General features: G+C 60.1%; 20 protein-coding genes and 2 tRNA genes. 10 read left to right on the top strand and 12 right to left on the bottom strand.

All coding sequences use genetic code 11. The features are described 5' to 3' along the window. The first annotated feature begins 133 nt into the window (after positions 1 to 133). Positions 134 to 1,120, top strand: coding sequence for an SIS domain-containing protein (locus tag BJY26_RS08880; protein ID WP_179427481.1), 987 nt, complete (start codon positions 134 to 136; stop codon positions 1,118 to 1,120). A gap of 172 nt (positions 1,121 to 1,292) precedes the next feature. Then, positions 1,293 to 2,174: a PfkB family carbohydrate kinase gene (locus BJY26_RS08875; RefSeq protein WP_179427479.1), complete on the top strand. Its 882-nt coding sequence runs from the start codon at positions 1,293 to 1,295 to the stop codon at positions 2,172 to 2,174. Between the two features lie 17 nt (positions 2,175 to 2,191). Here BJY26_RS08875 and BJY26_RS08870 read toward each other — a convergent pair whose 3' ends face one another. From BJY26_RS08870 to BJY26_RS08845, 6 genes are all read right to left on the bottom strand, one after another. Continuing rightward, positions 2,192 to 2,980 (bottom strand): PfkB family carbohydrate kinase, encoded by a 789-nt coding sequence (locus tag BJY26_RS08870; protein WP_179427477.1) that lies wholly within the window; start codon positions 2,978 to 2,980, stop codon positions 2,192 to 2,194. 46 nt (positions 2,981 to 3,026) lie between these two features. Further along, positions 3,027 to 4,043, bottom strand: a complete 1,017-nt coding sequence (locus tag BJY26_RS08865; protein WP_179427475.1) for an SIS domain-containing protein — start codon at positions 4,041 to 4,043, stop codon at positions 3,027 to 3,029. Positions 4,044 to 4,106: 63 nt separating this feature from the next. After that, entirely contained in the window at positions 4,107 to 4,934 is an 828-nt protein-coding gene (locus BJY26_RS08860; RefSeq protein ID WP_179427473.1) for a sugar phosphate isomerase/epimerase family protein, read from the bottom strand. A 37-nt stretch (positions 4,935 to 4,971) separates the two neighbouring features. Then, complete coding sequence (locus tag BJY26_RS08855; RefSeq protein WP_179427471.1) at positions 4,972 to 5,799, bottom strand: carbohydrate ABC transporter permease; 828 nt, start codon at positions 5,797 to 5,799, stop codon at positions 4,972 to 4,974. 33 nt (positions 5,800 to 5,832) lie between these two features. After that, on the bottom strand, positions 5,833 to 6,810 hold the full coding sequence (locus BJY26_RS08850) for a carbohydrate ABC transporter permease (RefSeq protein WP_179427469.1): 978 nt from the start codon (positions 6,808 to 6,810) through the stop codon (positions 5,833 to 5,835). Continuing rightward, entirely contained in the window at positions 6,807 to 8,087 is a 1,281-nt protein-coding gene (locus BJY26_RS08845) for an ABC transporter substrate-binding protein (protein ID WP_218852337.1), read from the bottom strand. The genes BJY26_RS08850 and BJY26_RS08845 overlap by 4 nt, the downstream gene beginning before the upstream one ends. A gap of 426 nt (positions 8,088 to 8,513) precedes the next feature. On the opposite strand from BJY26_RS08845, the gene BJY26_RS08840 reads away from it, so the two are divergent. The 3 genes from BJY26_RS08840 (at position 8,514) to BJY26_RS08830 (ending at position 11,579) form a co-directional block, all read left to right on the top strand. Next, positions 8,514 to 9,515 (top strand): SIS domain-containing protein, encoded by a 1,002-nt coding sequence (locus tag BJY26_RS08840; protein WP_179427465.1) that lies wholly within the window; start codon positions 8,514 to 8,516, stop codon positions 9,513 to 9,515. Between the two features lie 5 nt (positions 9,516 to 9,520). Beyond that, positions 9,521 to 10,405 carry a PfkB family carbohydrate kinase gene (locus BJY26_RS08835; RefSeq protein ID WP_179427463.1) on the top strand — a complete coding sequence of 295 codons (885 nt, stop codon included), beginning with the start codon at positions 9,521 to 9,523 and terminating at the stop codon, positions 10,403 to 10,405. Between the two features lie 82 nt (positions 10,406 to 10,487). Beyond that, positions 10,488 to 11,579: a LacI family DNA-binding transcriptional regulator gene (locus BJY26_RS08830; protein WP_179427461.1), complete on the top strand. Its 1,092-nt coding sequence runs from the start codon at positions 10,488 to 10,490 to the stop codon at positions 11,577 to 11,579. 16 nt (positions 11,580 to 11,595) lie between these two features. Here the strand turns inward: BJY26_RS08830 and BJY26_RS08825 are convergent, their stop codons facing one another. Continuing rightward, entirely contained in the window at positions 11,596 to 12,060 is a 465-nt protein-coding gene (locus BJY26_RS08825; protein ID WP_269151246.1) for an MFS transporter, read from the bottom strand. 100 nt (positions 12,061 to 12,160) lie between these two features. On the opposite strand from BJY26_RS08825, the gene BJY26_RS08820 reads away from it, so the two are divergent. Continuing rightward, the gene (locus tag BJY26_RS08820) at positions 12,161 to 12,361 is read left to right on the top strand and encodes a helix-turn-helix transcriptional regulator (protein WP_179427459.1); all 201 of its coding nucleotides are present in this window, start codon (positions 12,161 to 12,163) and stop codon (positions 12,359 to 12,361) included. Between the two features lie 10 nt (positions 12,362 to 12,371). Next, positions 12,372 to 12,668 (top strand): tyrosine-type recombinase/integrase, encoded by a 297-nt coding sequence (locus tag BJY26_RS08815; RefSeq protein WP_179427457.1) that lies wholly within the window; start codon positions 12,372 to 12,374, stop codon positions 12,666 to 12,668. A 374-nt stretch (positions 12,669 to 13,042) separates the two neighbouring features. Here BJY26_RS08815 and BJY26_RS08810 read toward each other — a convergent pair. Continuing rightward, positions 13,043 to 13,118, bottom strand: a tRNA-Arg gene (locus BJY26_RS08810). Between the two features lie 321 nt (positions 13,119 to 13,439). On the opposite strand from BJY26_RS08810, the gene BJY26_RS08805 reads away from it, so the two are divergent. Both BJY26_RS08805 and BJY26_RS08800 read left to right on the top strand, forming a co-directional pair. After that, positions 13,440 to 15,272 (top strand): phosphoenolpyruvate carboxykinase (GTP), encoded by a 1,833-nt coding sequence (locus BJY26_RS08805; protein WP_179427455.1) that lies wholly within the window; start codon positions 13,440 to 13,442, stop codon positions 15,270 to 15,272. Positions 15,273 to 15,555: 283 nt separating this feature from the next. Then, complete coding sequence (locus BJY26_RS08800) at positions 15,556 to 16,770, top strand: MFS transporter (protein WP_179427453.1); 1,215 nt, start codon at positions 15,556 to 15,558, stop codon at positions 16,768 to 16,770. 331 nt (positions 16,771 to 17,101) lie between these two features. Here the strand turns inward: BJY26_RS08800 and BJY26_RS08795 are convergent. The 3 genes from BJY26_RS08795 to BJY26_RS08785 form a co-directional block, all read right to left on the bottom strand. After that, positions 17,102 to 17,193, bottom strand: a tRNA-Ser gene (locus BJY26_RS08795). A gap of 66 nt (positions 17,194 to 17,259) precedes the next feature. After that, a complete protein-coding gene (locus BJY26_RS08790; protein WP_179427451.1) occupies positions 17,260 to 19,440 on the bottom strand; it encodes a YhgE/Pip domain-containing protein in 2,181 nt (726 codons plus the stop codon). Between the two features lie 2 nt (positions 19,441 to 19,442). After that, complete coding sequence (locus BJY26_RS08785; protein ID WP_179427449.1) at positions 19,443 to 22,172, bottom strand: efflux RND transporter permease subunit; 2,730 nt, start codon at positions 22,170 to 22,172, stop codon at positions 19,443 to 19,445. A gap of 135 nt (positions 22,173 to 22,307) precedes the next feature. On the opposite strand from BJY26_RS08785, the gene BJY26_RS08780 reads away from it, so the two are divergent. Next, positions 22,308 to 22,943 (top strand): TetR/AcrR family transcriptional regulator, encoded by a 636-nt coding sequence (locus BJY26_RS08780; RefSeq protein WP_179427447.1) that lies wholly within the window; start codon positions 22,308 to 22,310, stop codon positions 22,941 to 22,943. Positions 22,944 to 22,958: 15 nt separating this feature from the next. On the opposite strand, the gene BJY26_RS08775 is transcribed toward BJY26_RS08780, so the two are convergent. After that, positions 22,959 to 24,425 (bottom strand): peptide MFS transporter, encoded by a 1,467-nt coding sequence (locus BJY26_RS08775; RefSeq protein ID WP_179427445.1) that lies wholly within the window; start codon positions 24,423 to 24,425, stop codon positions 22,959 to 22,961. Positions 24,426 to 24,502 lie beyond the last annotated feature (77 nt).

Raw genomic sequence — 24,502 nt, 5'->3', positions numbered from 1 at the left:
TCGGCAGCACGGGGTCGAATCCACACCCCGCAAGATTCCCAGCACCCCGCTTAAACACAAGACCACCCGCGTCAGCGCACGCGGGCCCCGCCGACCCCCGATGGGGGCGGCAGATCATTACCGAAAGGAACCCATGTCCGTAAACGACACAATCACCATCCAGGTTCAAGACGCAGTCGACGCCATCGCGGCCCGAGAGGCCGTACACACCGTGTTCCTTGCCGCGTGCGGAGGCTCGTTCGCCATGCTCGGACCAGCCAAGTACGTCCTGGATCATGAATCGGCCGACACCGCCGCACATCACTTGAACGCCCGCGAGTTCACCCACCGCGCGCCCAAGAGTCTCGGCAAGGGCTCGGTCGTCATCGCTGCCTCACACTCAGGCACAACCCCGGAGACGGTCGACGCCGCCGCGTACGGGCGCGATCACGGAGCACTAGTCATCGCAATCACCAACGACGGCGAGTCTCCCCTAGCCCAGAACGCCGATCACGTCGTCACATACGTGCACGGACCGGACATCGACCTGCACGACTCCTCCGAAGGCGTCCTCTACCGTGTCGTCTTTGGCTACCTCGCCGCTCGCGAAGGCAACACCGCCGGCAAAAATATCGATGCGTCGCTAAGCGCCCTCAACGGCACGTTGAAGAAGACCCGCGACGACAACGCCGGCGCTGCCGACACGTGGGCAGCTGCGCACAAGAAGCATGAACTGGTCTACACGATGGCGTCAGGGTCGAACTTCCATGAGGCTTATGCGTTTTCGATCTGCTTGCTACAAGAAATGCAGTGGGTACACTCGGCGGCCATCCATGCCGGGGAGTACTTCCACGGCCCCTTTGAGATCACCGACAAGGATGTACCGTTCATCGTGCTTGCCGGCATTGGCGAGACCCGCCCGCTGGATACCCGTGCAATCGACTTTGTGGCGAAGTACTCGGACGACGTCGTGGTGCTCGACGCCGACGAGATGGAGCTCACCGGCGTCGACGAATCACTGAGGGGGTACTTGGCAGTAATCATCTTCGGCAAATGGCTGCGGCTGTACGCCGATGCCCTCGCCGACTACCGAGGACACCCGCTCTCGGTACGTCGGTACATGTGGCGCATGGAATACTGATTCCCCGGCGAATCAGCGAAGGTACCTTCCCTCATCTTCGTCCGCAGGTGCGGCCGATCGAACCGATCGGCCGCATTCGCGACATCCTGTACCCGACTAATCCACAAGACATCCCCGTACCCTGGGCGTGCGCGGGACGCGGAACACATTGAGAAGAAAGAATTACCCACGCATGCGACTGCTCGGCATCGGCGACAACGTTCTGGACCACTACATGAATATCGGGATGCTTTATCCCGGAGGCAACGCCGTCAATGTCTCGGTCTACGCGGCTCAGCTCGGCGCGGACGCCGCAGGATACGTTGGAATCGTCGGCAGCGACGCGATGGGCGACCATTTGATGTCTGCCCTGGACGCCGAGGGACTCGATCTGGCGCAGGTCCGCCGCGCCATCGGACCGACCGGATCCCCGAAAGTCTCGATCGACGCTACCGGCAACCGCGTGTTCGTTGGCTCGAACAAGGGAGGCGTCCAGCACGGCCTGCGTCTACGCCTTACCGACGAGGATGTGTCACTTGCCTCCGCGGCCAATGTCGTGCACACCTCGGTTTACTCAGCCCTGGAGGATGCTCTCCCCGACCTGGCCGCGGTGGCTCCTGTGTCGTTTGATTTCTCCGACGAACGTGATCCCGCGTACGTCGGCAAGGTCGCGCCTCACGTGCAACATGCCTTCTTCTCCGGCTCCGGACTCGATGGTGCCGAAGTCCAGGCGCTTGCCACTTCGGCACTGAACGCAGGATGCGCGACGGCTGTCGTTACATTGGGGTCGGACGGGGCTTGGGTGACGGCCGACTCCGGCGAAGCATTCGCTGTGCCTACTGAGGCGGTCGAGATCGTGGACACTCTCGGCGCGGGCGACGGTTTCATCGCTGGTTTCCTCGTCGCGCACTACACGGGCGCCACGCTGTGCGAGGCCGCCGCAGCCGGTACCGCAGGGGCGGCCCGCGCATGCAGATTCAACGGCGCGTTCGGGCGTGCTATCAGCGAATCAGAACTAGTTCCCGCCGCAGCTGGCACAGCGGCCGACCGCAACGATCAGATGCAACCGCGTTGAGCGAGATTCGAAGATTGTCACTTCGACAAGGGGTCTTGCCTCCATCCTCCCCGATGGGTACACGTCCTAGCCGACGCGACTGATGCAGACTGAATACAATCGGTAATTGGCCGGCCATTCACGTACGAAGCGAGAAAGGCGGCGATGAACGTGTCGCCGGCTCCGGTAGTGTCGACTACTTTGACTGGTATGGCCTCCTGCCGCCACAAGTTCGTGCCGTCGAAGGCGACACTGCCGAATGCGCCGCGCGTGACGACCGCGAGTTTGGCTCCGCCTGTAATCGCGGTTTTCGCCAGTGCCAGAGCATCCTCGTCTGCGGGACTGTCGCGCGAGCAGAACGCGATTTCAAGATTGTCGAACCCCGTGCTAACCGCGCAGTCTTGGCTGACACGGCATCCACGTTCTGCAAGGTCACGGCGGAGTTCCGTGGCATCTCGGAGCATGCCGATGTGAACCCAGTCTCTCCTGGCGAGTTCATCGATAGTTCGTGAGTCGGGAAAATAGTCGTCGGATACGCCGAAAAATTCCTCCACGAATTCTCGGTCGCCGTCGTGGTGAAGCGCGATCGCTGAATAGGACGTCCTCCCAGGTAACTGCAACACGTGCTCAGTCGACACCCCAGCCCTGGCGAGAGCGTCGGTCGTCAAGACGCCGAGTCTGTCGGTGCCGACGGCCCCCGCGTACATCGACCTCGCTCCAGCTGTAGCTAGGTGGACCGCCACGTTCAGCGCATTTCCGCCGACGTACATGTGAGAGTCCGAGTAGCTATCGATTGTATTGTCGCCGACAGACGCTACGTCGAACATTCACCACTCCTTGACGCTTGGATCAACCACTTGCTCATGCGCCGCCCTAATAGTCAATTACTTTGTAGTACCGGCGGGTAGTCAGAGGATGGTCACGAATTACTTCCAGGTGGGAGCTCACGCGCTCCAGCATCGTCGCTAAGACTATTGGGGAGACATCTGCCTGCATTTCAGTGCTTAGACTCGGTACCAACGCTGCTCCCGAGTCGAGTGTTATCACTTCCGAACTGATCCGGTGTGCGAAATTCTCAGCACGATCTGCTATTGGGCGCGCAGCATCCTGCCCTTTCATGATGACGACTGGGGTATCGTCCTCCAGAAGTTCCAAGGCTCCGTGAAAAAAGTCGGAGGCATGGACGGGGCGAGTTCGGATCCACTGCATCTCTTCGAGGATGCACATGGCGTAGTAGTGTGTTTCCGGCCAAACATTTCCAGCACCGGTAAACATCACGTAGTCACGGCGAGACAGCCAATGCGCGACGCTGAGCGCCTGGTCGTCGTACGAGTCTCGAATATCCATGAGCGCGCTTGGCACCGCTTCGATTTCCTCGGCGAAAGTACTAAACGGCCTTCCGGATCCGCTGGCGCTGACGACGGCTTGAGCGACGACAAGAAAAGCTAAATAGAATATTTCCGACGACGTCGAGTCATCGAGCGACATTGCATAGTTGAAGTCAGCCTCGGTCGCTATCGGCGAGTCGGGATTTCCTGTGAATGTGACGACGCTGGCACCTTGGTTTTCAGCATGCCGAAGCGCCTCAATGGCCTCCGATGTCGTGCCCGATACAGATGGCATGAATACGAGTGACCTGTAGCCGAGATTGATGTTCCCGCGTTTAACGAGTTCCGCCCCCATTTCATAGAAGACCGGCACTCTGCTCCGTGTGCGTATGAGATCGTATGCAGGCTGTGTCAGAAATTGCACCCCGCCAGCGCCGAGGATAAATATATTTGCATCTGGGTGATTCTGAAGGTGTTGACTGACAACTTCGAATATTTGCCGTGAATGCGACAGCGGTTGTCGATAGACGGCTTCGAGATCATTGGACGTCGATGTAAGCATTGCTTCCTCTCGTTCCTGCGTACGTGCGGGTGGTCAGTACATTTTCAGTTGGCGGCGAGTTGACTAGAGCCAACGCCGAACCTGCGGTAGCCCTTTATCCCAAACCGATTCGGGATTGAGCGCGTATCGGCCATCGCCGAATGGTTCGAACGTCAATGACGCGTCGACGACGGACTCCGCGAGTTCCTTCATCCACGCATCGAGCGGCAGGTTGCCATCGCCCCATGCCAGGTGGCCGGTCGGGGTGCCGTCGACAATCTGAATGTGCCGGATACGGCTGCCAAGGCGCGCCAAGTAGGTGCCGATCGAGTCGCCGTTTGCCGACGCTGCGACAGTATCGAGTGTCACGCCTACACTGTCCTTGCCGATCTCCGACAGCATGCGTTCCACATCGGCGACAGTATTGACGAGGTTGCTCTCGGCGCGTTGCAGGGGTTCGATCAAGCACGCCACGCCAAGGGACTCAGCGAAAGCAACAATTTCCGTCAACGACGAGACAGACCGACGCCACGCAGCTTCCTTCGGTTCGTCTTCGAGGCCCCAGCCCGACGTCAGAAACAAGTAAGGGCTTTCTAGGTGTTCGGCAACTGCTGCTGCACGCCGGAAGTATTCGATGCTCTGCGCCCGAAGTTGTTCATCCGAAGCAGCAACGTTTACCGGGTAGATGACTTGTTCTGGGGTTACGCACCGCACGGACAGCGACCATTGATCCAGGCATGCGCGAATTCGATCCGTTTCGGCACCGAGATCACGAGCGAATAGATTTAGATGTGGTGCGATGCCCCACAATTCGATCGAGTGGATACCGCGTTTGGCCATCGCTGAAGAGAAATAGTCGAGCGAATAGCGATCAAAAGCGAAATTGGAGCCGACCACCGTCATCAGTGCCATAGTGCGTTGCCTTTCACGATCATACGAATTGAATTGGTCATTTACCGCTTCCTTCGGCCAGACCACGAACAAACAACCGTTGCGACACGAAGAACAGAATGATTATCGGAGCCGCAGCGATACACATAGCGGCGAAAATCTCGCCGAAGTTCGAGTTAACCCGTCCCATCAACGACGTCAAGCCGACAGGAAGCGGCTCGACTTTGGTGCTGCTTGTCAATACCAGCGCCATCGCATACTCGTTCCACGCGAACAGGACATGCAGAACTCCCGCGGAGTACAGAATCGGACGACACAGTGGAAAGATGATTCGCCAGAAGACGAGCCCCTTTGATGCCCCGTCGATCAGCGCTGCTTCGTCTAACTCTCGCGGCAGCGTGATCATGTACGACCGGAGTAGGAATGTCGTGAACGGTATCCGGAATGCCGTATAGACGACTATCAGTGCCCAAATGGTGTTGTACAGTCCGATGGCTTGAAATTCGTCGACCAGCGGCAGAAGCGCCGCGATCGGACTAATCATCAGTCCGCCCAGCACGATCCCGAGAATTACCGTATTGCCCTTGAGCCGCACCCGTGTCAGCCCGTAGGCTGCCCATGCACTGATTAATACCGTCGTGACAGTAGTGACGACAGTCACCACAACACTGACGAGCACGAAGTTCCGAGCGCCGTCGTTCCACGCATCGAAGAAGTTCTGCCAATTTAGCGACGTTGGAAGAGCGAACGGATTTCCAAAGATTCCGGCATTGTCTTTGAACGCACTGCTGAGCATCCAGAACAGTGGATAGACGACGATAAAGCCGAGACAAATCAGGAACGTGTAGAGCGTAGCCTTGGAAGTTGTCGAAAGGAATTTTTGCATTTTAAGTCCCGATCACCGAACGAGGCATGAGCTTCAGTACTCCACTCGGGTTCGTCGTGCATACATTTGTTGGATAACGCCGATCCCGAAGCTCAACACGAAGATCACGACGCCGATTGCCGTTGCCGCCCCGAAATCGTTCGCCTCAAACGCTTGGTGATAGAGCCACGTACCTAGGACGTGCGAACTGTTTCCCGGGCCGCCTGCGGTCATGACTTGGACCTCCGTGAATACCTGGAACGCCATCGTCGCGGTAAACAACGCCACGAATCCGGTCATCTCACGTACCAAAGGGAAGGTCACCGAGAACGCGCGCCGCACCGCCCCCGCGCCATCGACTTTGGCTGCGTCGAAGTACTCCTGTGGCACACGCCGGATCGCTATCGATAGGAGCAACGTCGAGTAACCAAAGCCCTGCCATTGGCTCATCAGAATGATCGCAAAGATGGCGGTACTTGAATTGCCGAGCCAAGGCAGCGCCAAGTCGCTAAGCCCGACAGCGTCCAAGAATCGATTTAAGATGCCGATATTAGGCTGATAAATGAAGTAGAAAAGCAGCCCGGATACCGGAATCGAGGTAGCCGACGGCACGAAGTACAGCGCCCGCCAAAACTTCCGCCAACCATCACTTCGCAACGACTCGATACAAGAAGCGACGAGAAGAGGGAAAAACACTTGGCCGACAATCGATAAGACGGCATAAAGAATATTATTGATTACCGCACGCCAGAATATCGGGTCAGCAAACAATATTCGGTAATTCTTTAGCCCGACAAACTTTGTTTCTTGCGTGAAGATGTCATGATCCGTGAAGCTCTGGCCGATATTGACTGCGATTGGATAGTAGACAAAAGCCAGAACGACTATAACGGCAAGTATTATCCATTTGTAGTCTGCAAGCGCCCGTAATACGCCGCGAGGCTGAGGTTTGAGACGAGGCGATCCCGGAGTGGCTCGATTTCGCCGAGCCACTCCGGAAATCCCGCTTCTATCTTCGGCGTTGACCGTCATTCTGCTTCCTTGGCGGCTTTCCGTACTTGTTCCATGACGTCTTTTGCCGATATGCTTCCGGAGACGAATTTCTGCAGACTGCTCTTCCACGTATTCGCAACATCGGGAGTATTCGCGGTGTCAAGCCACGGAACGAGGTACGTAGCGTTGTTGATGTCCTTCGTTGCCTGCGTGACGTATTTGGATGCAATGTCGGTCGATACGACGCCCTTCACCGCACTCGGCTGACCGTAAGGCGGTGCGGATAGAAGCCGCGCATTCTTCCGGTTTGTTAAGAATTTGAGGAAGTCCAACGCGAGCTTCGGATGCTTGGACGCCGAGCTGATCATGTACCCTTCGGGAGCCCCCTCCAGCACACCTTGGCGCTGTTGATCGCCGGCTGGAGCCGGCAGTTGGAAGTATCCGAAGCCGTCCTTACGCAGCTGCGTTCCCTTTGCGTTGCTCTGATCGAATTCGAGAATCTCCTGGTAATACATCGCAGCGTCACCGTTAATTGTCTCTTGAATGGCATTTGTATACGAAACACCATTCATACTTGCACCTTTGGTACAGTGATTGACGAATTTCTTCAATACACTCAAGCTTTTGACGTATCCCGAGTTACTATATTTTGCAGTCTTTGGATCGTAGTCTTTTTTCAGTACGTTATGCGGCACTGTATATCCGACGAGTTGGCCTTCGTAATGCAGTACTGGCCACCCTTCCTTGTTGCCCAGCGACACGGGAGTAATGTCGTGTTGCTTGAGCTTGTCGCAGGCTGTCAGCAAACCGTCGAACGTTTTCGGAACCTTAGCACCCGCACGTTTGAACAAGGTTTTGTTGTAGCCCATGAATTTTCCGTCGGTATACAAAGGCATGGTGTAGTATTTGCCGTGATATTTGAACGAATCCAGTGCAGCCTTGCCGAAAGTCTTTCCCCATTTGGTGTTCGGCGCGATCACCTTCGACAGGTCGATCGCGCGGTGCCCGCGGATGAATTGCTTTTGCCAGTCCCCGGTCCACGTAAAGTAGATGTCAGGTAGGGAATTCGATGAAACCAGACTCTTGGTCTTCGCTTTGATCGATTCGTCATTCTGCTGATCCAACTCGAACTTCACCTTCGGATGCAGCTTCTTATACTCCTTGGTCACAGTTTTGAAGTAGGGACTTAGCTCAGGAGTCCCGAACTTGGTCAACAGTGTCAACGTTCCGGAGTAGTCGGGCTTGCCCTTCAGTGACTGCTCGGTCTTAGCGCTTGCATTGCTGGAGCCGCCGCAAGCACTCAGTGAAAGACTCACGCACGCGAGTGCGCTAAATACCATTACTCGTCTGCTTCGCACGATCGATTACCTCCTTGTATCGCCGCCGTGCACTGGCTGGCAACTATCGGATTCATGCCTGTGCACGTTCGGAATGATGAAGTGGGCTTACCTCGCGTCCTCGCGGACTATCGAGTCATGGAGGCATCGGATGGTTGCCTCTCAATTTATTGATACCGATCTCTTTATCCGACGTTTTTCTGGGTACGTGCCGACCACGAGTCCGTTAGCCTCCTTTGTGCGTCCTCGTTCTCTCGCGGATCTCGTCTGTTTTAGCACGTGATTCAGGTCACGTCAAGATCCGCTTGCGCGCTTCGACATTGCGGTCTGTGTTGTCTTAAGCGACTTGGCGTGACATTATTCTGATACGTCTTGATACCGATATCACACCGAGAGGAACAACTCATGCTCGATTACGACTTGGACAAACACCTCAACGAACAGCGGAGTCTCGTCGCGCTCCGTCCACAGATCGAGGAAATCGCGGCGCTGATCCACGAGGGCCCATACAAGAACCTCTACTTCGTCGGAGCTGGCGGCACGTACGCGGCGGCACTCCCCTTTGAACGCCTCTTCCAGACCCGGTCGAGCTTTCCGGCGCGTGCGGTGATCGGCAAGGAATTCATCCTCGCGCCCGATCCGGACTTCGGCGCGGACTCCGTGGCGGTGTTCGGCTCGGAATCGGGCACGACGCCCGACATTCTCGAGTGCATCGACTTCGCCAAATCCAAAGGCGCGCTGACTATCGGCGTGACGGGACGCGCCGAGAACCCCTTCGCGAAAGCCGTCGATCGCGTTCTGCTGACGGAGCCGGGAGCATGGCCTATAGACGTTCCGTACCTCACGCTTTCCGCGAATTTGTTGCATCGCCGCGGCGAGTTCGACTCCTATGAGCGCCTGAGCACCGATCTGGATGCGCTCCCCGAAGCACTCACCGCGGTGGCTCGTGCGGCCGATCCGATCGGCCAGGCATTCGCCGAAAAGCACACGGAGACCGACTACCACTTCTTGACGGGCACGGGTTACCTCTGGGGATTCACCTACCTCTATTCCATGTGCATCCTCGAAGAGATGCAATGGTTGAAAACCACGCGCGTGCATGGAGCTGAATTTTTCCACGGCTCGCTCGAACTCCTCGAGAAGGACACCAGCGTCCTTCTCTTCTTGGGCGAGGACGAGACGCGCCCTCTCATGGATCGCGTGGAGAACTTTGTCACGTCATATAGCGACGACGTCACAGTGATCGACACGGCCGGATACGATTTGCCCGGCGTCAGCAGGGAAAACCGGGCTCTTCTCGCCCCGATGATCGCCAGCGCAGTGATGGACCGGTTCAGCCACCACCTCGCAAAGGTGCGCGACCACTCGCTTGACCTGCGACGCTACTACCGCGTGGTCTCGTACTGAGCGCCATGGAACACAGCACGCCGAGAATCCTCGGCTTCGGGGACAACATCGTTGACCGATTCGTCGACAGATTCGTTGAATATCCCGGTGGAAACTGCGTCAACGTTGCCGTCCTAGCCCGTTCACTGGGAGCCGATTGTGCTTACATGGGCGTGATCGGCAACGACGAACGCGGGCGATTTCTGAGTTCAGCAATCGCCGATTGCGGGATCGACACCTCACATGTCACCTCGCGGCACGGTCCCACCGGCTTGACTGAGATCGAGACGATTGACGGAGATCGCAGATTCCTCGGCGGAAATGACGGTGGCGTGACTGTGTCTGACGCGTACGTGCTGGAACCTGTTGATATTGAATTCGCGGCTGGCTTCGACCTCGTCCATTCAAGCGTCTACTCACAGAGCACCAACGAACTCGATAAGCTCAAAGCCACGGGTAGCCTCGTGTCGTATGACTTCTCGTCGGAGAGCGAGTTCCGCACGGACGAGTATCTGTCAGTCGTGGGGCCGTCGATAGATTTAGCCCTGCTCTCCTCCGCCGACGATAGCGGTGTCGATCCGGCAAGCGAACTGCCCCGGATCGCCGAGTTCGGCCCGTCTCTCGTCCTTGCCACCATGGGCGCATCGGGCGCTCTGCTGTACGACGGTGGCAGTGTGATCCGAGTGCCTGCCACCAAAGTGGAGGGCGAGTTCGTCGACACTATGGGATGCGGCGACGCCTATCTCGCAGCTTTCGTGGTTGAATTGCTTAGGGCAGGCTGGAGCCGTAAGTATCGTCCCGACGGCACGGTTCTCCGGCGAAGCATGAGCATTGCGGCGCAAGCCGCAGCAGATCAATGCACAGTCGAGGGTGCTTTCGGGTACGGCAGAGCCATCCCCGCGGACCAGTGAGGCCAACACATACGGGCAAAAGTTCGGGCCGACCACGCGCCACACGAAAGAGACTACTGAACCGTCTGAGGGGGGAGAGAGGTTGACAAAGCCCAAATCTTCACCAACAATCTCGGACGTAGCAACCGCTGCCGGTGTCGGACGAGCAACAGTCGCCCGATCACTCGGCGGATACGGGTCGGTAAGCGAGAAGACGCGTGCTAACGTCCTCGCTGCGGCACAGCGTATTGGTTACCGTCCAAATACTTTAGCCAAATCGATGAAGACGCGTACTACTCATACCATTGGCGTAGTACTGGCCGACATCGGTAACCCGTTCTTTACCGACGTCCTCCGTGGAGTCTCAAGCGTCGTACGCGAGGCAAGATACGACCTATTGCTGTCGACGTCCGACGAGGATACCGACAAAGAGGCAGCTTCAATTGACGTGCTTCTTAACAAACTGGTCGACGGGATTATCCTCGCGCCCGTGGCCGGCAAAGCCGAACCGCTAAGACATCTTGAGTCCTTGCTCGAACGGGAAGTTCCTTTGGTCATGGTAGACCGCAAGCTCAATGCGTTGGACGCCGATGCGATAGTCATCAACAATCGCGAAGCATCTTATGCCGCCGTGCAAGAGTTCATCAGACATGGTCACAAACGTATTGGCTTCGTGTGGGGCCCCACGACTAACCGGCCCGCTGCGGATGCGTCGGAAATGCGTGCCATCATCGAGAGGTCTATCTCAAGTGAAGGGGGACGTCTTCTCGGCTACATGGACGCGCTCGACGATGCCGGGATTGAATTCGATACCTCACTTGTCACACACGTCCACAACGACGAGCACCAGGCGATCCGGGCGGTGAATGGGATGATGGCGCTCAGCGATCCGCCGACTGCCATCCTCGCCACCGAGACCGAGGCGTTGACCGGCTCATTGCACGCGATGCAGCAACGGGGGCTTGAGTGCCCGCGAGATGTATCGCTGATAGGTTTCGATGACAGCGCATGGGCGTCAATTATGCAACCGCCCATGTCGATCGTTGCCCAACCGACGTTCGAGCTCGGTAGACTTGCAGCACGCAGGTTGATCGAACGTATCGACGGAGACGCTTCGCCGACCCGGGACTACGTTCTAGAGGCGACTTTTGTCCCAAGGGAATCGGTGACGACTACCGACCACGTCAATTCCTGAGCCGGAGCGCGCTCGATCATCGGCCCACATGTGCCAGGCCCTTCCGCGATGCGGCCGACGAGCGCTCCTTCAGCGTGCGGAGCGAACCAGCCGTAATAGCGATGTCAAGGTCCTCCGGCGATCGGCCGCGGGTCTCTGGCACAGTCGTGAATTCGAAGACCCATGACAGTGCGCCGAGTATCGCGAGCAATTGTTGGGCGTCGTGTTGTAAGCCGGTGGCCGCGGCAATCAGGATATGCGAGATAGTCGTTAAGGTGACTCCCAGCAAGAGCGTCGTCCGGCGATCCAAACGGTCCATCAACTTCAGAGCAATAATTGCTCCGATGACGGCGATGATGCCCGGCCCGATTTGAGCGATAGGCGCGCCGTTTCCCGCCAACCCTGTCCCAGTAAGCACTGCCTGCCCGTAATACATGATCACGTTGATCCCAGACGCCATCTGCACGGAACCTACACCAATTCCTATAAGCAGGATCTTCAGTAAATGCTTGTTCGCAGCAGCACGAAGCAGATCGTAGAAGTTGAAAACAGCTGAAAGCTATACGCAGACCTCGAATCATTCCCATCGCATAAAGGCCAGTATGCAGACATTACGAGAACCCATGACCATCTATCCGCTACTGACCGTCGACGACCTGGCGGCCTACCTATCGAAGCCGAAAGCCACCTTCTACGCCTGGCGTACCCGGCAACTCGACCCAAGGGCTGTACGTATCGGCGGCAACATCCGATACCGGTGGGAAGACGTCGAAGCCTGGATCGACCAGCACATCGAAGAATGACAATGCCGTCGTGCCAAAATGGGCATTGCCGATGTTCGCGGTCGACATGCTGCTCCGCCGTCGCGTCGATGATGACGCTTCCATCAATGAACTCGGTGTCGTTTTCCACACGAAAACGTCGAGCTACATTGCACCCCGCATTTTTGCCCGGACATGGCGGACAGTTCGATCGTTCGCCGGATTCGAGTGGGTAACCGGGCACACATTCAGAAAGACTGTGGCAACGATCTTGGAGTCGCAGGCCGACCTGCGCACCAGCTCGCTCCAGCTCGGTCATTCAAGCGAGGCGGTCACCAGCACTTACTAAGTCCAGCGACCTGACCGAACCCCGGATAGTAGCTCGATCTTGGATAAGTTGGCGTCAGAAACCTAGCGTCTGACTTCTACACTGACCCGTGACGAAAACGCGGCCACCCCAATTCACTGGGGTGGCCGCGTTTTCGCACCTGGAACGTCGAACGACACACGGGAAAATTTTGCCGATGTTCGCCGCATACACAACATTCGACGCGAGACCAGGTGGTCATCTTCGCCCGTGCTCGGCAACGCAAAAACTTCAGTAGATGCCTTCCGACTTGCACTATTTTGCACTCAAAGTACGGGGTAAATACGGGATTATGGAGTTATCAAGAAATTATCCGAGGCTGTGACCACTCGTTTTGCCTGGTCACAGCCTCGCGATGGTGCGCCTGGAGGGATTCGAACCCCCAACCTTCTGATCCGTAGTCAGATGCTCTATCCGTTAAGCTACAGGCGCATGCCCGAAAGTTCTCCGGGCGAAGCAATTAAGCCTCAACGATCATACCCATAACTGTCGTGATGAGCGAATCCGGGTGGTTGAGCGGGCGAACCCGGATGCACACGTCGTTCATCATGCAATATGACGTATAGCAGTCAACTATTTGTACAAATACGTCATTTAATTTACAGGATCGGTCATTTTGGTTGTCATTGTGATCTACGTCACAGCTTACTGACCAGTTTTTTCGGCTTCCGGCCGCGCTCACTTCCTAGCGTGGAATATGCCACCGACACCGGTGACTCGCTCTTAATATCTATCCGCCCGGGAGAGAGATTCATGACCCTTCTTGAAAACCGGCCATCCACCGATGCCCTCGCCGATGCGCCCACTTCGCATCCCGGACTTCTCAGCTGGGTTCGCGACGTCGCCCGGTTGACTTCCCCCGACCGCGTTCAGTGGGTTTCCGGTTCGACCGCCGAAAAGAAGGCATTGGAAGATGAGCTCGTCGAGGCCGGGACTCTCGTCCGCCTGACGAAGCAGAAAGACTCGTTCTACTGCGCCTCCGACCCCGAGGACGTCGCCCGCGTCGAAGGTCGCACCTTTATCTGCTCACGTAATGAGCGCGATGCCGGCCCGACAAACAATTGGGCCGCGCCGGACGAGATGAAAGCCACCATGACGGAGCTCTACCGGGACTGCATGCGCGGACGCACCATGTTCGTCATCCCGTTCGTCATGGGTCATCTGGACGCCGATCAGCCGATGTACGGCGTCGAAATCACCGACTCGCCCTACGTCGTGCTCTCGATGTTGATCATGGCCCGCGTCAATAGCGACGTTCTGGCGAAGATGTCGCGCACGAATGCGGACTTCGTCAAGTGCCTGCACTCCGTGGGCGCTCCGCTTGAGCCCGGTGAACAGGACGTCGTCTGGCCGTGCAATCCGACGAAGTACATCAGTCACTTCCCGGAAGACCGGACCGTGTGGAGCTTCGGCTCGGGCTACGGCGGCAACGCACTCTTGGGCAAAAAATGCTACGCACTTCGGATCGCGTCGGCCATCGCGCACGACGAAGGCTGGCTGGCCGAGCACATGCTCATCCTGAAGCTGACGAATCCCGAAGGTGAGTCCAAATTCATCGCGGCCGCCTTCCCTTCGGCATGCGGGAAGACCAACCTGGCCATGATCGAGCCGACGATCCCGGGGTGGAAGGCCGAGATGCTCGGCGACGATATCGCCTGGATGCGCTTTGGCGACGACGGACAGTTGTACGCAGTCAACCCGGAGTTCGGCATGTTCGGCGTGGCGCCGGGCACCGGCTGGTCGACAAACCCGAATGCCATGCGCGCCATCGAGGCCGGCGGCAACATCTTCACCAACGTCGCGCTGACCGACGACGGCGACGTGTGGTGGGAAGGCATGACCGATGAAACCCCTGAGCATTTGACGGACTGGCGCGGCAATGACTGGACTCCCGATTCCGGGCGCCCGGCCGCGCACCCGAATTCGCGGTTCTGCACGCCGATCGAGAACGTCCCGGTCGTTGCGCCCGAGTGGGACAACCCCAATGGCGTGCCGATCTCCGCCATCATGTTCGGCGGACGCCGCAAGACGACGATGCCTCTCGTCACCGAGACCCTCGACTGGGCGCACGGCGTCTTCATGGGCGCCACGCTCTCGTCCGAGACGACCGCAGCCGCCACCGGCCAGGTCGGTGTGGTTCGCCGCGATCCCATGGCGATGCTGCCCTTCATCGGCTACGACGCTGGCGACTACTTCGCCCATTGGCTGGCCCTGGGTGAGCGGGACGGCGCGGTGCTGCCGAAGATCTACTACGTCAATTGGTTCCGCCGGGACGAGAACAATAAGTTCATTTGGCCCGGCTTCGGCGAGAACTCGCGCGTGCTGAAGTGGATAGTCGACCGTATCGACGGCAAGGCGGACGCCGTCGAAACGGCGATCGGACGCATTCCGGCCCCCGGTTCGCTTGACGTCGCCGGACTCGACTTCTCCGACGACGAGCTGGCCAAATGCCTCGCTGTCGATCCCGCCGAATGGGATGCCGAACTTGACGACATCGCCGACTGGTTCGCTCGAATCGGCGACACGCTGCCCAGCGAACTGGCCGACCAACGCGACGCACTTCGCGGCCGGCTCGGCCTGGAGTAATCACCGCCCGGCGCACGACGCCGGTCACACGCCGAGAAGGGGCGCCGTCACGAGCCGGACGGCGCCCCTTCTCCATGCCGTGGTCGAGGCGACCACGGACCGGGCAGTGATCGACACCACGAAGTTCGACGAAATATTTTCCGCCCGTCTAGGCTTGTGCCCGTAGGGATTGCCGTGCACCGCCCGCGGGCGCGAGCCCGGCCGCGTAAGTCCCTCCCCTTTGTCCTCACCGGAATGCCGACGACGCCGACCGGACCCCGCCCGAATATCGGAAGGCAGATCTATGACTTCTTCGGCAACGGTCTCGCCAACGACCGAACAGCCGAACGCCTCACGCCGTACCGCCGGCTGGGCGATCCTGGCCCTGGCGCTCGGCGGCTTCGGCATCGGCACCACCGAATTCGCCACGATGGGCATCCTTCCGCTCATAGCGCACGGTCTCGGCACGTCCATTTCGACGGCCGGCCTTGTCATCACCGCCTATGCAATGGGCGTCGTGGTCGGTGCGCCGCTGATTTCGACACTGACTGCGCGATTGCCGCGCAAGACGCTGCTGCTCGCGCTCATGGGACTCTTCGTCATCGGCAACGCGGCGTCGGCGCTGGCCCCGAGCATCAGCATGCTCATCCTTGCCCGCTTTGTGGCCGGGCTTCCGCACGGCGCGTTCTTCGGCGTCGGATCCGTTGTCGGCTCGCATCTCGTCGGGCCGCAGCGCAAGGGGCGCGCCGTGTCGCTCATGATGGCGGGATTGACCGTCGCCAACATTCTCGGTGTTCCGGGCGCAACGTTGGTCGGGCAGCACTTCGGTTGGCGGGCCGCGTTCCTCATCGTCGGCGCCATTGGGCTGATCACCCTGTTGGCACTGATGCGGTGGGTGCCGAAGATCGATGCGCTCGGCGGCACCAGCATGCGCCGCGAGCTCACCGCGTTGAAGCGTCTGGACGTGTGGCTCACCGTACTGACCGGGGCAGTCGGCTTTGGCGGCATGTTCGCCGTCTACTCGTACATTGCGCCGATCATGACGCACGTCAGCGGCCTATCGGCCGATTGGCTGCCGCTGGTATTGGCGATCTTCGGCGTCGGGATGACCCTTGGCAATTTACTCGGCGGCCGGCTGACCGACCATTCGCTATCCACATCGCTGCTCGTCGGTTTCGCCTCGATCGCGGCGATCATGACGACGTTCGCGCTCGTGGCGCACAATCCGTGGCTGGCAATTCCGACGGTGTTCTTGATCGGAGTGTCGGCCCAGTTCATCGGACCGGCCATCCAGATCCGGCTGATCGAATCCTCCCCGGACGCCCCGTCGCTTGCCGCATCAATGTCGCACTCCGCGCTCAACATCGCCAATGCGGGCGGCGCCTGGCTCGGCGGAGCAGTCATTGCTGCCGGGTTCGGGCTGCTCTCCCCCGCATGGGTCGCCGTCATTCTCGGCTCAGCCGGCCTGCTCTTGGCGATCGGTACCGAGTGGCGTCACCGTCGGCCGGCCGTCCGCTAGCCGATTCCCCGCTGGCCCCCCGCAGCCGGTGATCGCACCCTGCCCAGTGGTGGCGAACGGCTGTCCCGCCTTGCCCAGTGGTGGCGAATGGCTGTGAAATCGGCGATTTCACAGCCATTCGCCACCACTGGATGGATGGGGCCGCCGGACGTCGACACCCTGGCCCGAGCGTCGTCCCGGGCGGTACCAACCATGCCAAACGGCGCGGCCTCGTGCATTCCGGGCGGAACGTACGAGGCTGCGCGACTTGCCGCAAGAAACGCGGTTGGTCCCGCCAGCCGACAAGAGCCCCCGTCGTCCGGATCAACGGACGACGGGGGCTCTTGTCGGCTGGCGGAGACGGAGGGATTTGAACCCTCGGTCCCCTTGCGGGGACTCCACCTTAGCAGGGTGGTGCACTAGGCCTGACTATGCGACGTCTCCAAGCAATTTCGCGTGCCGATCCAGCCTAGCGGTTCGGAGCCACTTGTCGCAAAACCTGTCCGCCGCCTACACCTCTTGCGGGTGGCCGAGCCCGTCCGGGGAAGCCGAGCGCCGCCTGGCCACCGCCAGAATGCTCACGACGACCCCGCCGATCAACCACCCCAGCAGGCCGCCGGCGGCCGAACCCACGCCGGTACCGCCGCCCGCAATGGCCTGCAGCCCGTCGATAGCGGGCGTCAGCGGCAAGAACGGAGTGATACTTGCGAAGAACTCCGGTATTGCCGACAAAATGTTCGCTGCGGCAGTGGCCACCACCAGCACGACGGAGATGAACCGGCCGATGCCTCCCAGCAATGCCACTAGCGCGTGGTTGACTGCGACGAATGCCGCCCCGGCCAACAGGCTGAACACGAAGAACTGGGTGAACACGCTCGCGGAGAAGTCCATTACCACGGCCAGCAGGCCCGACAGCAGGATCGCCTGCACGGCGACGACCAGCATGCCCGGCATCAGCCCGCGCAGGGCGAGCATCCACGAGGGCCTGCTCGACGTCAACACGCGACTCGTCACGGCACGCATCACCAAATACGCCACCAGGGCGCCGATCCACAAGGCGATCACGACCAGGAATCCGGAGGCCGACGCGTCGGCGAAGATCGACGAACCGCTCGCCCCGGAATCCTTCACCGGTGACGACACCACCTTCGACAGCTGGGCACGCTGCGATTTCGAGTAGCTGGGCACCGACTTTGCGCCCTTTTCCAGACCGTCGGCCAGCTTTTGAGTGCCGTCGGTGAGCTTGTCGCTGCCCTTTGACAGCTTGCCGACGCCGTGCGAGAGCTTGTGCGCGCCGTCCGCCGACTTGTTCGCGCCCGTGGCCAGCTTGTGCGCGCCGGTGCTGAGCCGGTTGGTTGCCGCGGCCAGCTTGTCCGCGCCCTGGGCCGACTGGGTAAGCCCCTTCGACAACGGACCCATACCGTCGGCCAGCTTTTGAGTGCCCGAGGCCAATGAGTCGGCGCCCGATGCGACGCCGTTTGCGCCGTTGGACAGTTTGCCCATGTTCTGATCGAGTTTCGTCACGCCGTCGGCGACCTGCGAGACTCCGCCCGTGTACGACTTCGTGCTGGACGCGAGACCGGCGGCACCGGCGGCAAGGCCCGGCTGCTGCTCCGATCCTTGCCCGGCCGCATCGGCCATCGCCTGGACCTGCGCACAATACCGTTGCATCCCCGGACTCTGCTTGGGGCAGTTCGCCGCAAGTTTCTGCATGTGTCCGGCATAGGCCTTGGCGCCGGCCGCGTACTTGCTCGCGCCGTCGGACAGCTGCTGGCCGCCGTTCTTCAGGGCCGGCATTTTCGAATCGAGCTGGTGGACGCCGCCGGCGGCTTTCTGAGTGCCGTCCGCGACCTGCCCCGCACCCGACGAGAGCTTTTTGGCGCCGTCGGCGAGCTTTTGCGTTTGGCCGGGCAGCTGGGACGCGCCGTCGGCAGCCTGGTGCAGCCCCGAGGCCAAGCCCTTTTGCCCCGTTGCCAGCTTATCCGTCCCGGACGCCAGCTCGTCGGCACCGGACCCGAGCTTGTCGAGCCCGTTCGCCAGTGACTGACTGCCGTGATGCGTCTTGTGGATGCCCTTGTTCAGCCCGTCCTGGCCGTCCGCAAGTTTGCTTGTCGCATCCGACACGTTCGAGAACTGGTCGCCGATCTTGTTGAATCCGACATAGATGTTCTTCAGATACGACCCGGTCAACTCCGAATTGAGAGTCTTCGTCGCCGTCGACGAAATCATGCTGCTGATGGCCGGATCGGCAAGCCCCGTCACGTTCGACGTCGTCACGTCGAGCGTTGCGTGCCGGGCTTTGTCACCGTCCTTCTTGGCATACGACGTCGCCGCTTTCGAGAAGTTCTTCGGGATGGTCACGACTGCCGCGTACTTGCCCGACTTCAACCCGGCCTCGGCGTCCGAGGAATCGGTGATCTGCCAGTCGTAGTTCTTCCCGTCGGACGACTGGGAGTCGCCGCCCTTGACCAGTCCCCCGGCCAGCTGCCGTCCCATCGGAACGGTCTGCCCGTTGACGGTGGCCGGCTCGTCGTTGTTGACGATCGCGGCGTCCACGTTGTCCAGCCGGTCGGTTGCGTGCCAGATCGCCCAGACGAAGCCGCCGGCCACGATCAACGGGACCAGGATAATCCCGATGATGGACAGGGGGCTGATCTTGCGCGTGCCGCCTGCGTGTTCGATGTTCATCATTCTTAGCGGGCTCCTTCAACGTTCAAAGCCGGGTTGTACATGGATATCCGAGTCGTGCCCGGAGGGAGCAGATCCGTCAGGATTTCGGGGTTCGTCGCCCCCAGAACGATGGCGGGCCCCTGACCGGAACCGGCGCGCTCGCTCATTTCGGCGATCTTCGCCCGGTCGGCATGCGCCAGCAACATATCGGCATCGTCGATGAACACGATGTCCGGACCGCGTCCGAGAACCCGCCTGGCAATACGTGTCAGGTCGTCCGCATCGCTTCCGGTGATGTATCCGGTGTGCCGGCGGACGCCCGTGGATTGTTCGGGCAGCACATTGCCGAGCACCTTGGCCCGGCCGCCTTGCAGCTTCATCCGCCCGGCAAGCGTCAACATCAATTGCGAGCGCCCCGAATCGCGGCTTCCATCGATCAAAAGAACGCCGCCGCGCTCCAATCGCATCGACACGCCCTCGAAGACGGTCTTACCGTGGACGTTCTGCAGGGACAGGCCGTCGGCGTAAATCGCCGAGTCGTCATCGGCGCTCGGCCAGTTCTGCAATTGGATTTGATGGTGCAAGGCTTCGCCTTCCACATCGAACGACGGCAGAACCCTGTCAAGCCATGCCGGCAGCCACCAGGCGTGTCTGCCCAGCAACGCCAACACGGCCGGTACCAGCGTCATCCGGACCAAGAACGCGTCGACGAACACGCCGACCGCCAGGCCCAGACCGATGGCCTTGATGGCCGGCTCCCCCTCGGGGACGAACGCCGCAAACACCGAGAACATGATGACGGCCGCGGCCGTCACGACCGTGGACGCGCCAAGGAACCCGGTGCGGATCGCGTGTTTGGCATCGCCGCCGTGCACGAAGTCCTCGCGGATCCGGGAGACCAGGAACACCTCGTAGTCCATGGCCAGGCCGAACAGGATGCCCATCAGGATGATCGGCAGGAAGCTGATCACCGGACCGGTGTGGCCGACGTTCAACGCGTCGGCAAACCAGCCGTGACCGAAGACCAGCGAGACAACTCCGAACGAGGCTCCCACGCTGAGCAGATAACCGACAGTGGCCTTGATGGGTACGGCTATCGACCGGAACACCATCGTGAGCAGCACTATCGACAGGCCGACGACGAGGATTCCGAACGGAAGGAGCGCGCTACCGAGTTTGTCGGACACGTCGATTCCGACGGCGGTGAATCCGGTGACGGCAGTCGTCACTCCGTACTTGTCCTCCCAATGTCCGGACTTGTCGCGGATCCTGTTGACGAGATCCTTGGTGGCCTGCGAGTCCGGCGCGGATTTGGGCGTGACCTGCACGATACCGGTGTCGGCGTCCTCGTTCGGAGTGGCGAGCGGCACCGCCGCAACGTCCGGCATCTTCTTGATATCGGATTCGATGCCGTCCATCACTCCCAGCGGGTCGTCCGAGCCCACGATATTGGCCGTCACGATGAGCGGGCCGTTGTACCCGGGACCGAAGTTCTTGGAAATCATGTCGTACGTGATCCGCGCCGGCGTCCCCTTGGCCGACGTGCCGTTGTCGGGAAGCGCCAGCTTCAGGCTCGTCGCCGGCAAGGACACGACCGCCAGCCCGACGACGACTATCGCGATAGTGAGCGGCGGCCATTTCGTGACGGCAGTGATCCATCCCCGGAAGAACGCGCGCTTCTCCCGCGGCTGCTTCGAGGTGTGCCCCCGCTTCTTCTTCGACACTCGCTTCACCTTCGGGCGCAGCTTGTCGCCGGCGAACCCGAGCAGCGCCGGCAACAGAGTCAGCGCGATCATGACGGCGATGGCGACGGCGGCCGCCGCAGCTATGCCCATGGTCGTGAGGAACGGAATACCGGCGACCGACAGACCCGCCAGGGCGATGATCACCGTCAGCCCGGCAAAGACGACTGCGGATCCCGCCGTCGCCACCGAACGCGCAGCGGACTCTTCGGTTTCCATCCCTTCACCCAACTGGTCGCGATGTCGGGAGAGGATGAAGAGTGCGTAGTCGATCCCCACGGCCAGTCCGAGCATGAGGGCCAGCATCGGCGTCGTCGACGACACCGTGGCGAACGCCGTGGCCCCGACGACAAGCATCATTGAAATCCCGACGCCGAGCAGCGCCGTCAAAAGCGGCATGCCCGCCGCCCGGAACGACCCCAATGTCAGGAAGAGGACGACAAGCGCAATGACGACGCCTATCGCTTCGGTCACGCTGACCTGCACCCCCGTCATGCCGAAGGCGTCGCCGCCGGCTTCCGCTTTCGACTGGGGGAATTTCTTTTCCAGCTCGGTGGCGACGTCTTGAAGTTTGTTCTTGGTGCCCTGCGTGATCTCGGCCCGCTCACCGTCCAATTGGACAGTGATGATGGCAGCCTTGCCGCCCGCCGCGATCGCGCCGTGGATGTGCTTGTCGTACGGCGAACTCACGTTCGACACCTGGTTGAACTGTTTAATCGATTTCACGTCCGCCTGGAGGGCGCTTTTGATATTCGATGAGCGCACCGAGTCGCCGTCAGGCGCCTGAAAGACGATCTGCGCATTTGAGCCGCTGGCCTGCGGGAACGTGTGACTGAGGGAGTCCATCGCCTCTTGGGACTGGGTTCCCGGCAACGTGAACTGATCATCGAACGCTTTGGAGAACGCGCCGGCAAAGCTGCCGATGACGACGAGCGCGCCGAGCCAGATGAACAGCACCATCTTGCGGTGGCGGAACGACGAACGCCCGAGAGCGTACAAGAACGAGGACACGGAGGACTCCTGAAAAATATATTCGGGTCGGCGTCACTGGATCGCATTTTGCATACAGGACTGTATTGCATACAGTAATGTATTGAAAATACTCACTGCAAATCGCTAGCCGGTTCCCGGCGAGAAGGACAAGCAATGGCTGAATCGGCACCCGTGACGAAGCGTCGTGCCCAGACCCGGGCGCGACTGATGGACGCCGCCATCGATGCATTTGCCGAACGCGGAGTGATGGCGGCAAGCGTGGAAGACATCTGCGAGCGGGCCGGCTACACGCGCGGCGCGTTCTATTCCAATTTCGCCGACAAGGAAGAACTCGTCCTTGCACTGCTCGATCAGCAGATTTCGGATGTCGTCGAGCGCGCACACCAAGTGATCGGCGACTCCTTGGCAGAGCCCTCGCAGGAGGATTCGGCGACACTCATCGAGCACGCGGCCGAAGCGTTCTCGCGTGCCGCCCGCCCGGTCACCCGCGAATGGATAATCGTCCAGGAAGAACTACGCCTTTACGCACTGCGCAATCCGGAGACTTTCGAAAAGTACAACGTCCTCGAGCGCGAGACGATCGGCAATGTCCGGGATCTGCTCACCGACGCACTTGCCAAGGTGGGCCGCGAATTCGCGCTGCCCACGAACGAAGCGATCGAAATCCTGGGCGCCGTCCAGAAACAACACAGCCTGGACGCGCTCATGCCCACCGAGCCCGGCGTCTACCGCGAGTCGGCGCCATCCTTGACTACCCTCTTGCTGTTACTCACCCGGCCCACCGGATAACCGGCTTGCCGGCGATCAGTGCACTCCGGACATGAGCGAGCGGATCGGCTTGATGAAGGCGAGCAACAGCAGTGCCACGACGATGCCGGCGCCGCCGATGATGCCGAAATAGGCCACCTCGTGGTCCGGCGAATACCACTTGGCCAGTTCGCCGGCCATTGCCGTGCCGATTGCCACCGACAAGAAGTACAAGGCGACCGTTTGGGTTTGGAAGATCGACGGCGAGAGCTTGGTGGTCAGCGACAGGCCCACCGGCGAAATGAACAGTTCCGCCACCGTGAAAACGAAGATGACGCCGACCAGGCCGAGCAGCGGGGCGCCGTGCATGCCGGTGCCGGACATCGTGATGAACAGCAAGAACGCTACGCCCATGATCGCCATGCCGACCACGAACTTCATCGGCGTCGAGGGCTGACGGCTCCCCAACTTCGTCCAGATCGCCGCAAAGACGCCGGCAAACACGATAATGAACACCGGGTTGATCGATTGCGACCATGACACGGGCATCTCCCAGCCGAAGAGGCTGCGGTCGAGCCGGACGTCCGTGTAGATCGTGACCACCGTGAACTGCTGCTGATACAGCGACCAAAAAGCCGAATTGGCGATCAGCATGGGAATGAACGCCAGCACCCGTCGGCGTTCGACATGCGTGATCCGGCGGCTGCGCAAGATCACGATGAAGTACACGACTGCAGCGGCGGCGGCCGCAATGATGACCACGACCGCCAGGTTCGCGGCCGTGATGACGTGCACCAGCGTGAGCACGACCAGCAACGCCAGTCCTGCCACGGCAATGCCGATCAGCTTGGGATAGGCCGACTTCGGCAGCGGGTTGGGCACGCGCTTGCCGGACTCGGGCAGGTTCTTCCGACCGATCGAATACTGCACGAGCCCGATGGCCATGCCCAGCGCGGCGAGCCCGAAGCCGAAATGGAAACCCCACTCCTTTTGCAGAATTCCGGTGAGGAACGGCCCGACGAGAGCTCCCACGTTGATGCCCATGTAGAACAGGGAGAACCCGGCGTCCCGCCGTTCATCGTCCGTTGAGTACAACGTGCCGACCAGGGAGGTGGCTGTCGTCTTGATGCCGCCGCTACCGACGGCGATGCAGATCAGCCCGGCGAACAGGCCCGCATATCCGGGCAACACCCCGAGGAAGATGTGGCCGAACATGACGACGATGGCGCTGAAGAACAAGACGCGCTCGGCGCCGAGCACGCGGTCGGCCAGCCATCCGCCGAGGATTGCGCAAATGTAGACGGTTCCGCCGTAGCCGCCGACGATTCCGGTGGCAATCGATTTGTCCAGCCCGAGACCGCCGCGCGTGGCGGAGTAATACATGTAGATGAGGACGATGCCCTGCATCCCGTAAAACGAAAATCTCTCCCAGACTTCGACGCCGAAGAGATTGGCGAGAACCTTGGGATGACCAAAGAACGAACGATCCCGAGATCCGGTTATTGTGTGATTGCCTCCAGACACCGTGGCAACTTTTCCATATCGGCTTCCCCGTTGTCCAAATGTTGCCCCCGCGGTGAACTACCTGTGAATCCGCCGAA

Source organism: Spelaeicoccus albus (genome assembly GCF_013409065.1).
GTDB lineage: Bacteria > Actinomycetota > Actinomycetes > Actinomycetales > Brevibacteriaceae > Spelaeicoccus > Spelaeicoccus albus.
The sequence above is the reverse complement of the archived record's forward strand: the minus strand, read 5'-3'. Positions and strand labels throughout refer to the sequence as shown.

Excerpts from the sequence above, each read along its gene's own strand:
- BJY26_RS08880 (WP_179427481.1), top strand. The coding sequence starts at position 134 with ATGTCCGTAAACGACACAATCACCATCCAGGTTCAAGACGCAGTCGAC.
- BJY26_RS08875 (WP_179427479.1), top strand. The coding sequence starts at position 1,293 with ATGCGACTGCTCGGCATCGGCGACAACGTTCTGGACCACTACATGAAT.
- BJY26_RS08870 (WP_179427477.1), bottom strand. The coding sequence starts at position 2,980 with ATGTTCGACGTAGCGTCTGTCGGCGACAATACAATCGATAGCTACTCG.
- BJY26_RS08865 (WP_179427475.1), bottom strand. The coding sequence starts at position 4,043 with ATGCTTACATCGACGTCCAATGATCTCGAAGCCGTCTATCGACAACCG.
- BJY26_RS08860 (WP_179427473.1), bottom strand. The coding sequence starts at position 4,934 with ATGGCACTGATGACGGTGGTCGGCTCCAATTTCGCTTTTGATCGCTAT.
- BJY26_RS08855 (WP_179427471.1), bottom strand. The coding sequence starts at position 5,799 with ATGCAAAAATTCCTTTCGACAACTTCCAAGGCTACGCTCTACACGTTC.
- BJY26_RS08850 (WP_179427469.1), bottom strand. The coding sequence starts at position 6,810 with ATGACGGTCAACGCCGAAGATAGAAGCGGGATTTCCGGAGTGGCTCGG.
- BJY26_RS08840 (WP_179427465.1), top strand. The coding sequence starts at position 8,514 with ATGCTCGATTACGACTTGGACAAACACCTCAACGAACAGCGGAGTCTC.
- BJY26_RS08835 (WP_179427463.1), top strand. The coding sequence starts at position 9,521 with ATGGAACACAGCACGCCGAGAATCCTCGGCTTCGGGGACAACATCGTT.
- BJY26_RS08820 (WP_179427459.1), top strand. The coding sequence starts at position 12,161 with ATGCAGACATTACGAGAACCCATGACCATCTATCCGCTACTGACCGTC.
- BJY26_RS08805 (WP_179427455.1), top strand. The coding sequence starts at position 13,440 with ATGACCCTTCTTGAAAACCGGCCATCCACCGATGCCCTCGCCGATGCG.
- BJY26_RS08800 (WP_179427453.1), top strand. The coding sequence starts at position 15,556 with ATGACTTCTTCGGCAACGGTCTCGCCAACGACCGAACAGCCGAACGCC.
- BJY26_RS08790 (WP_179427451.1), bottom strand. The coding sequence starts at position 19,440 with ATGATGAACATCGAACACGCAGGCGGCACGCGCAAGATCAGCCCCCTG.
- BJY26_RS08780 (WP_179427447.1), top strand. The coding sequence starts at position 22,308 with ATGGCTGAATCGGCACCCGTGACGAAGCGTCGTGCCCAGACCCGGGCG.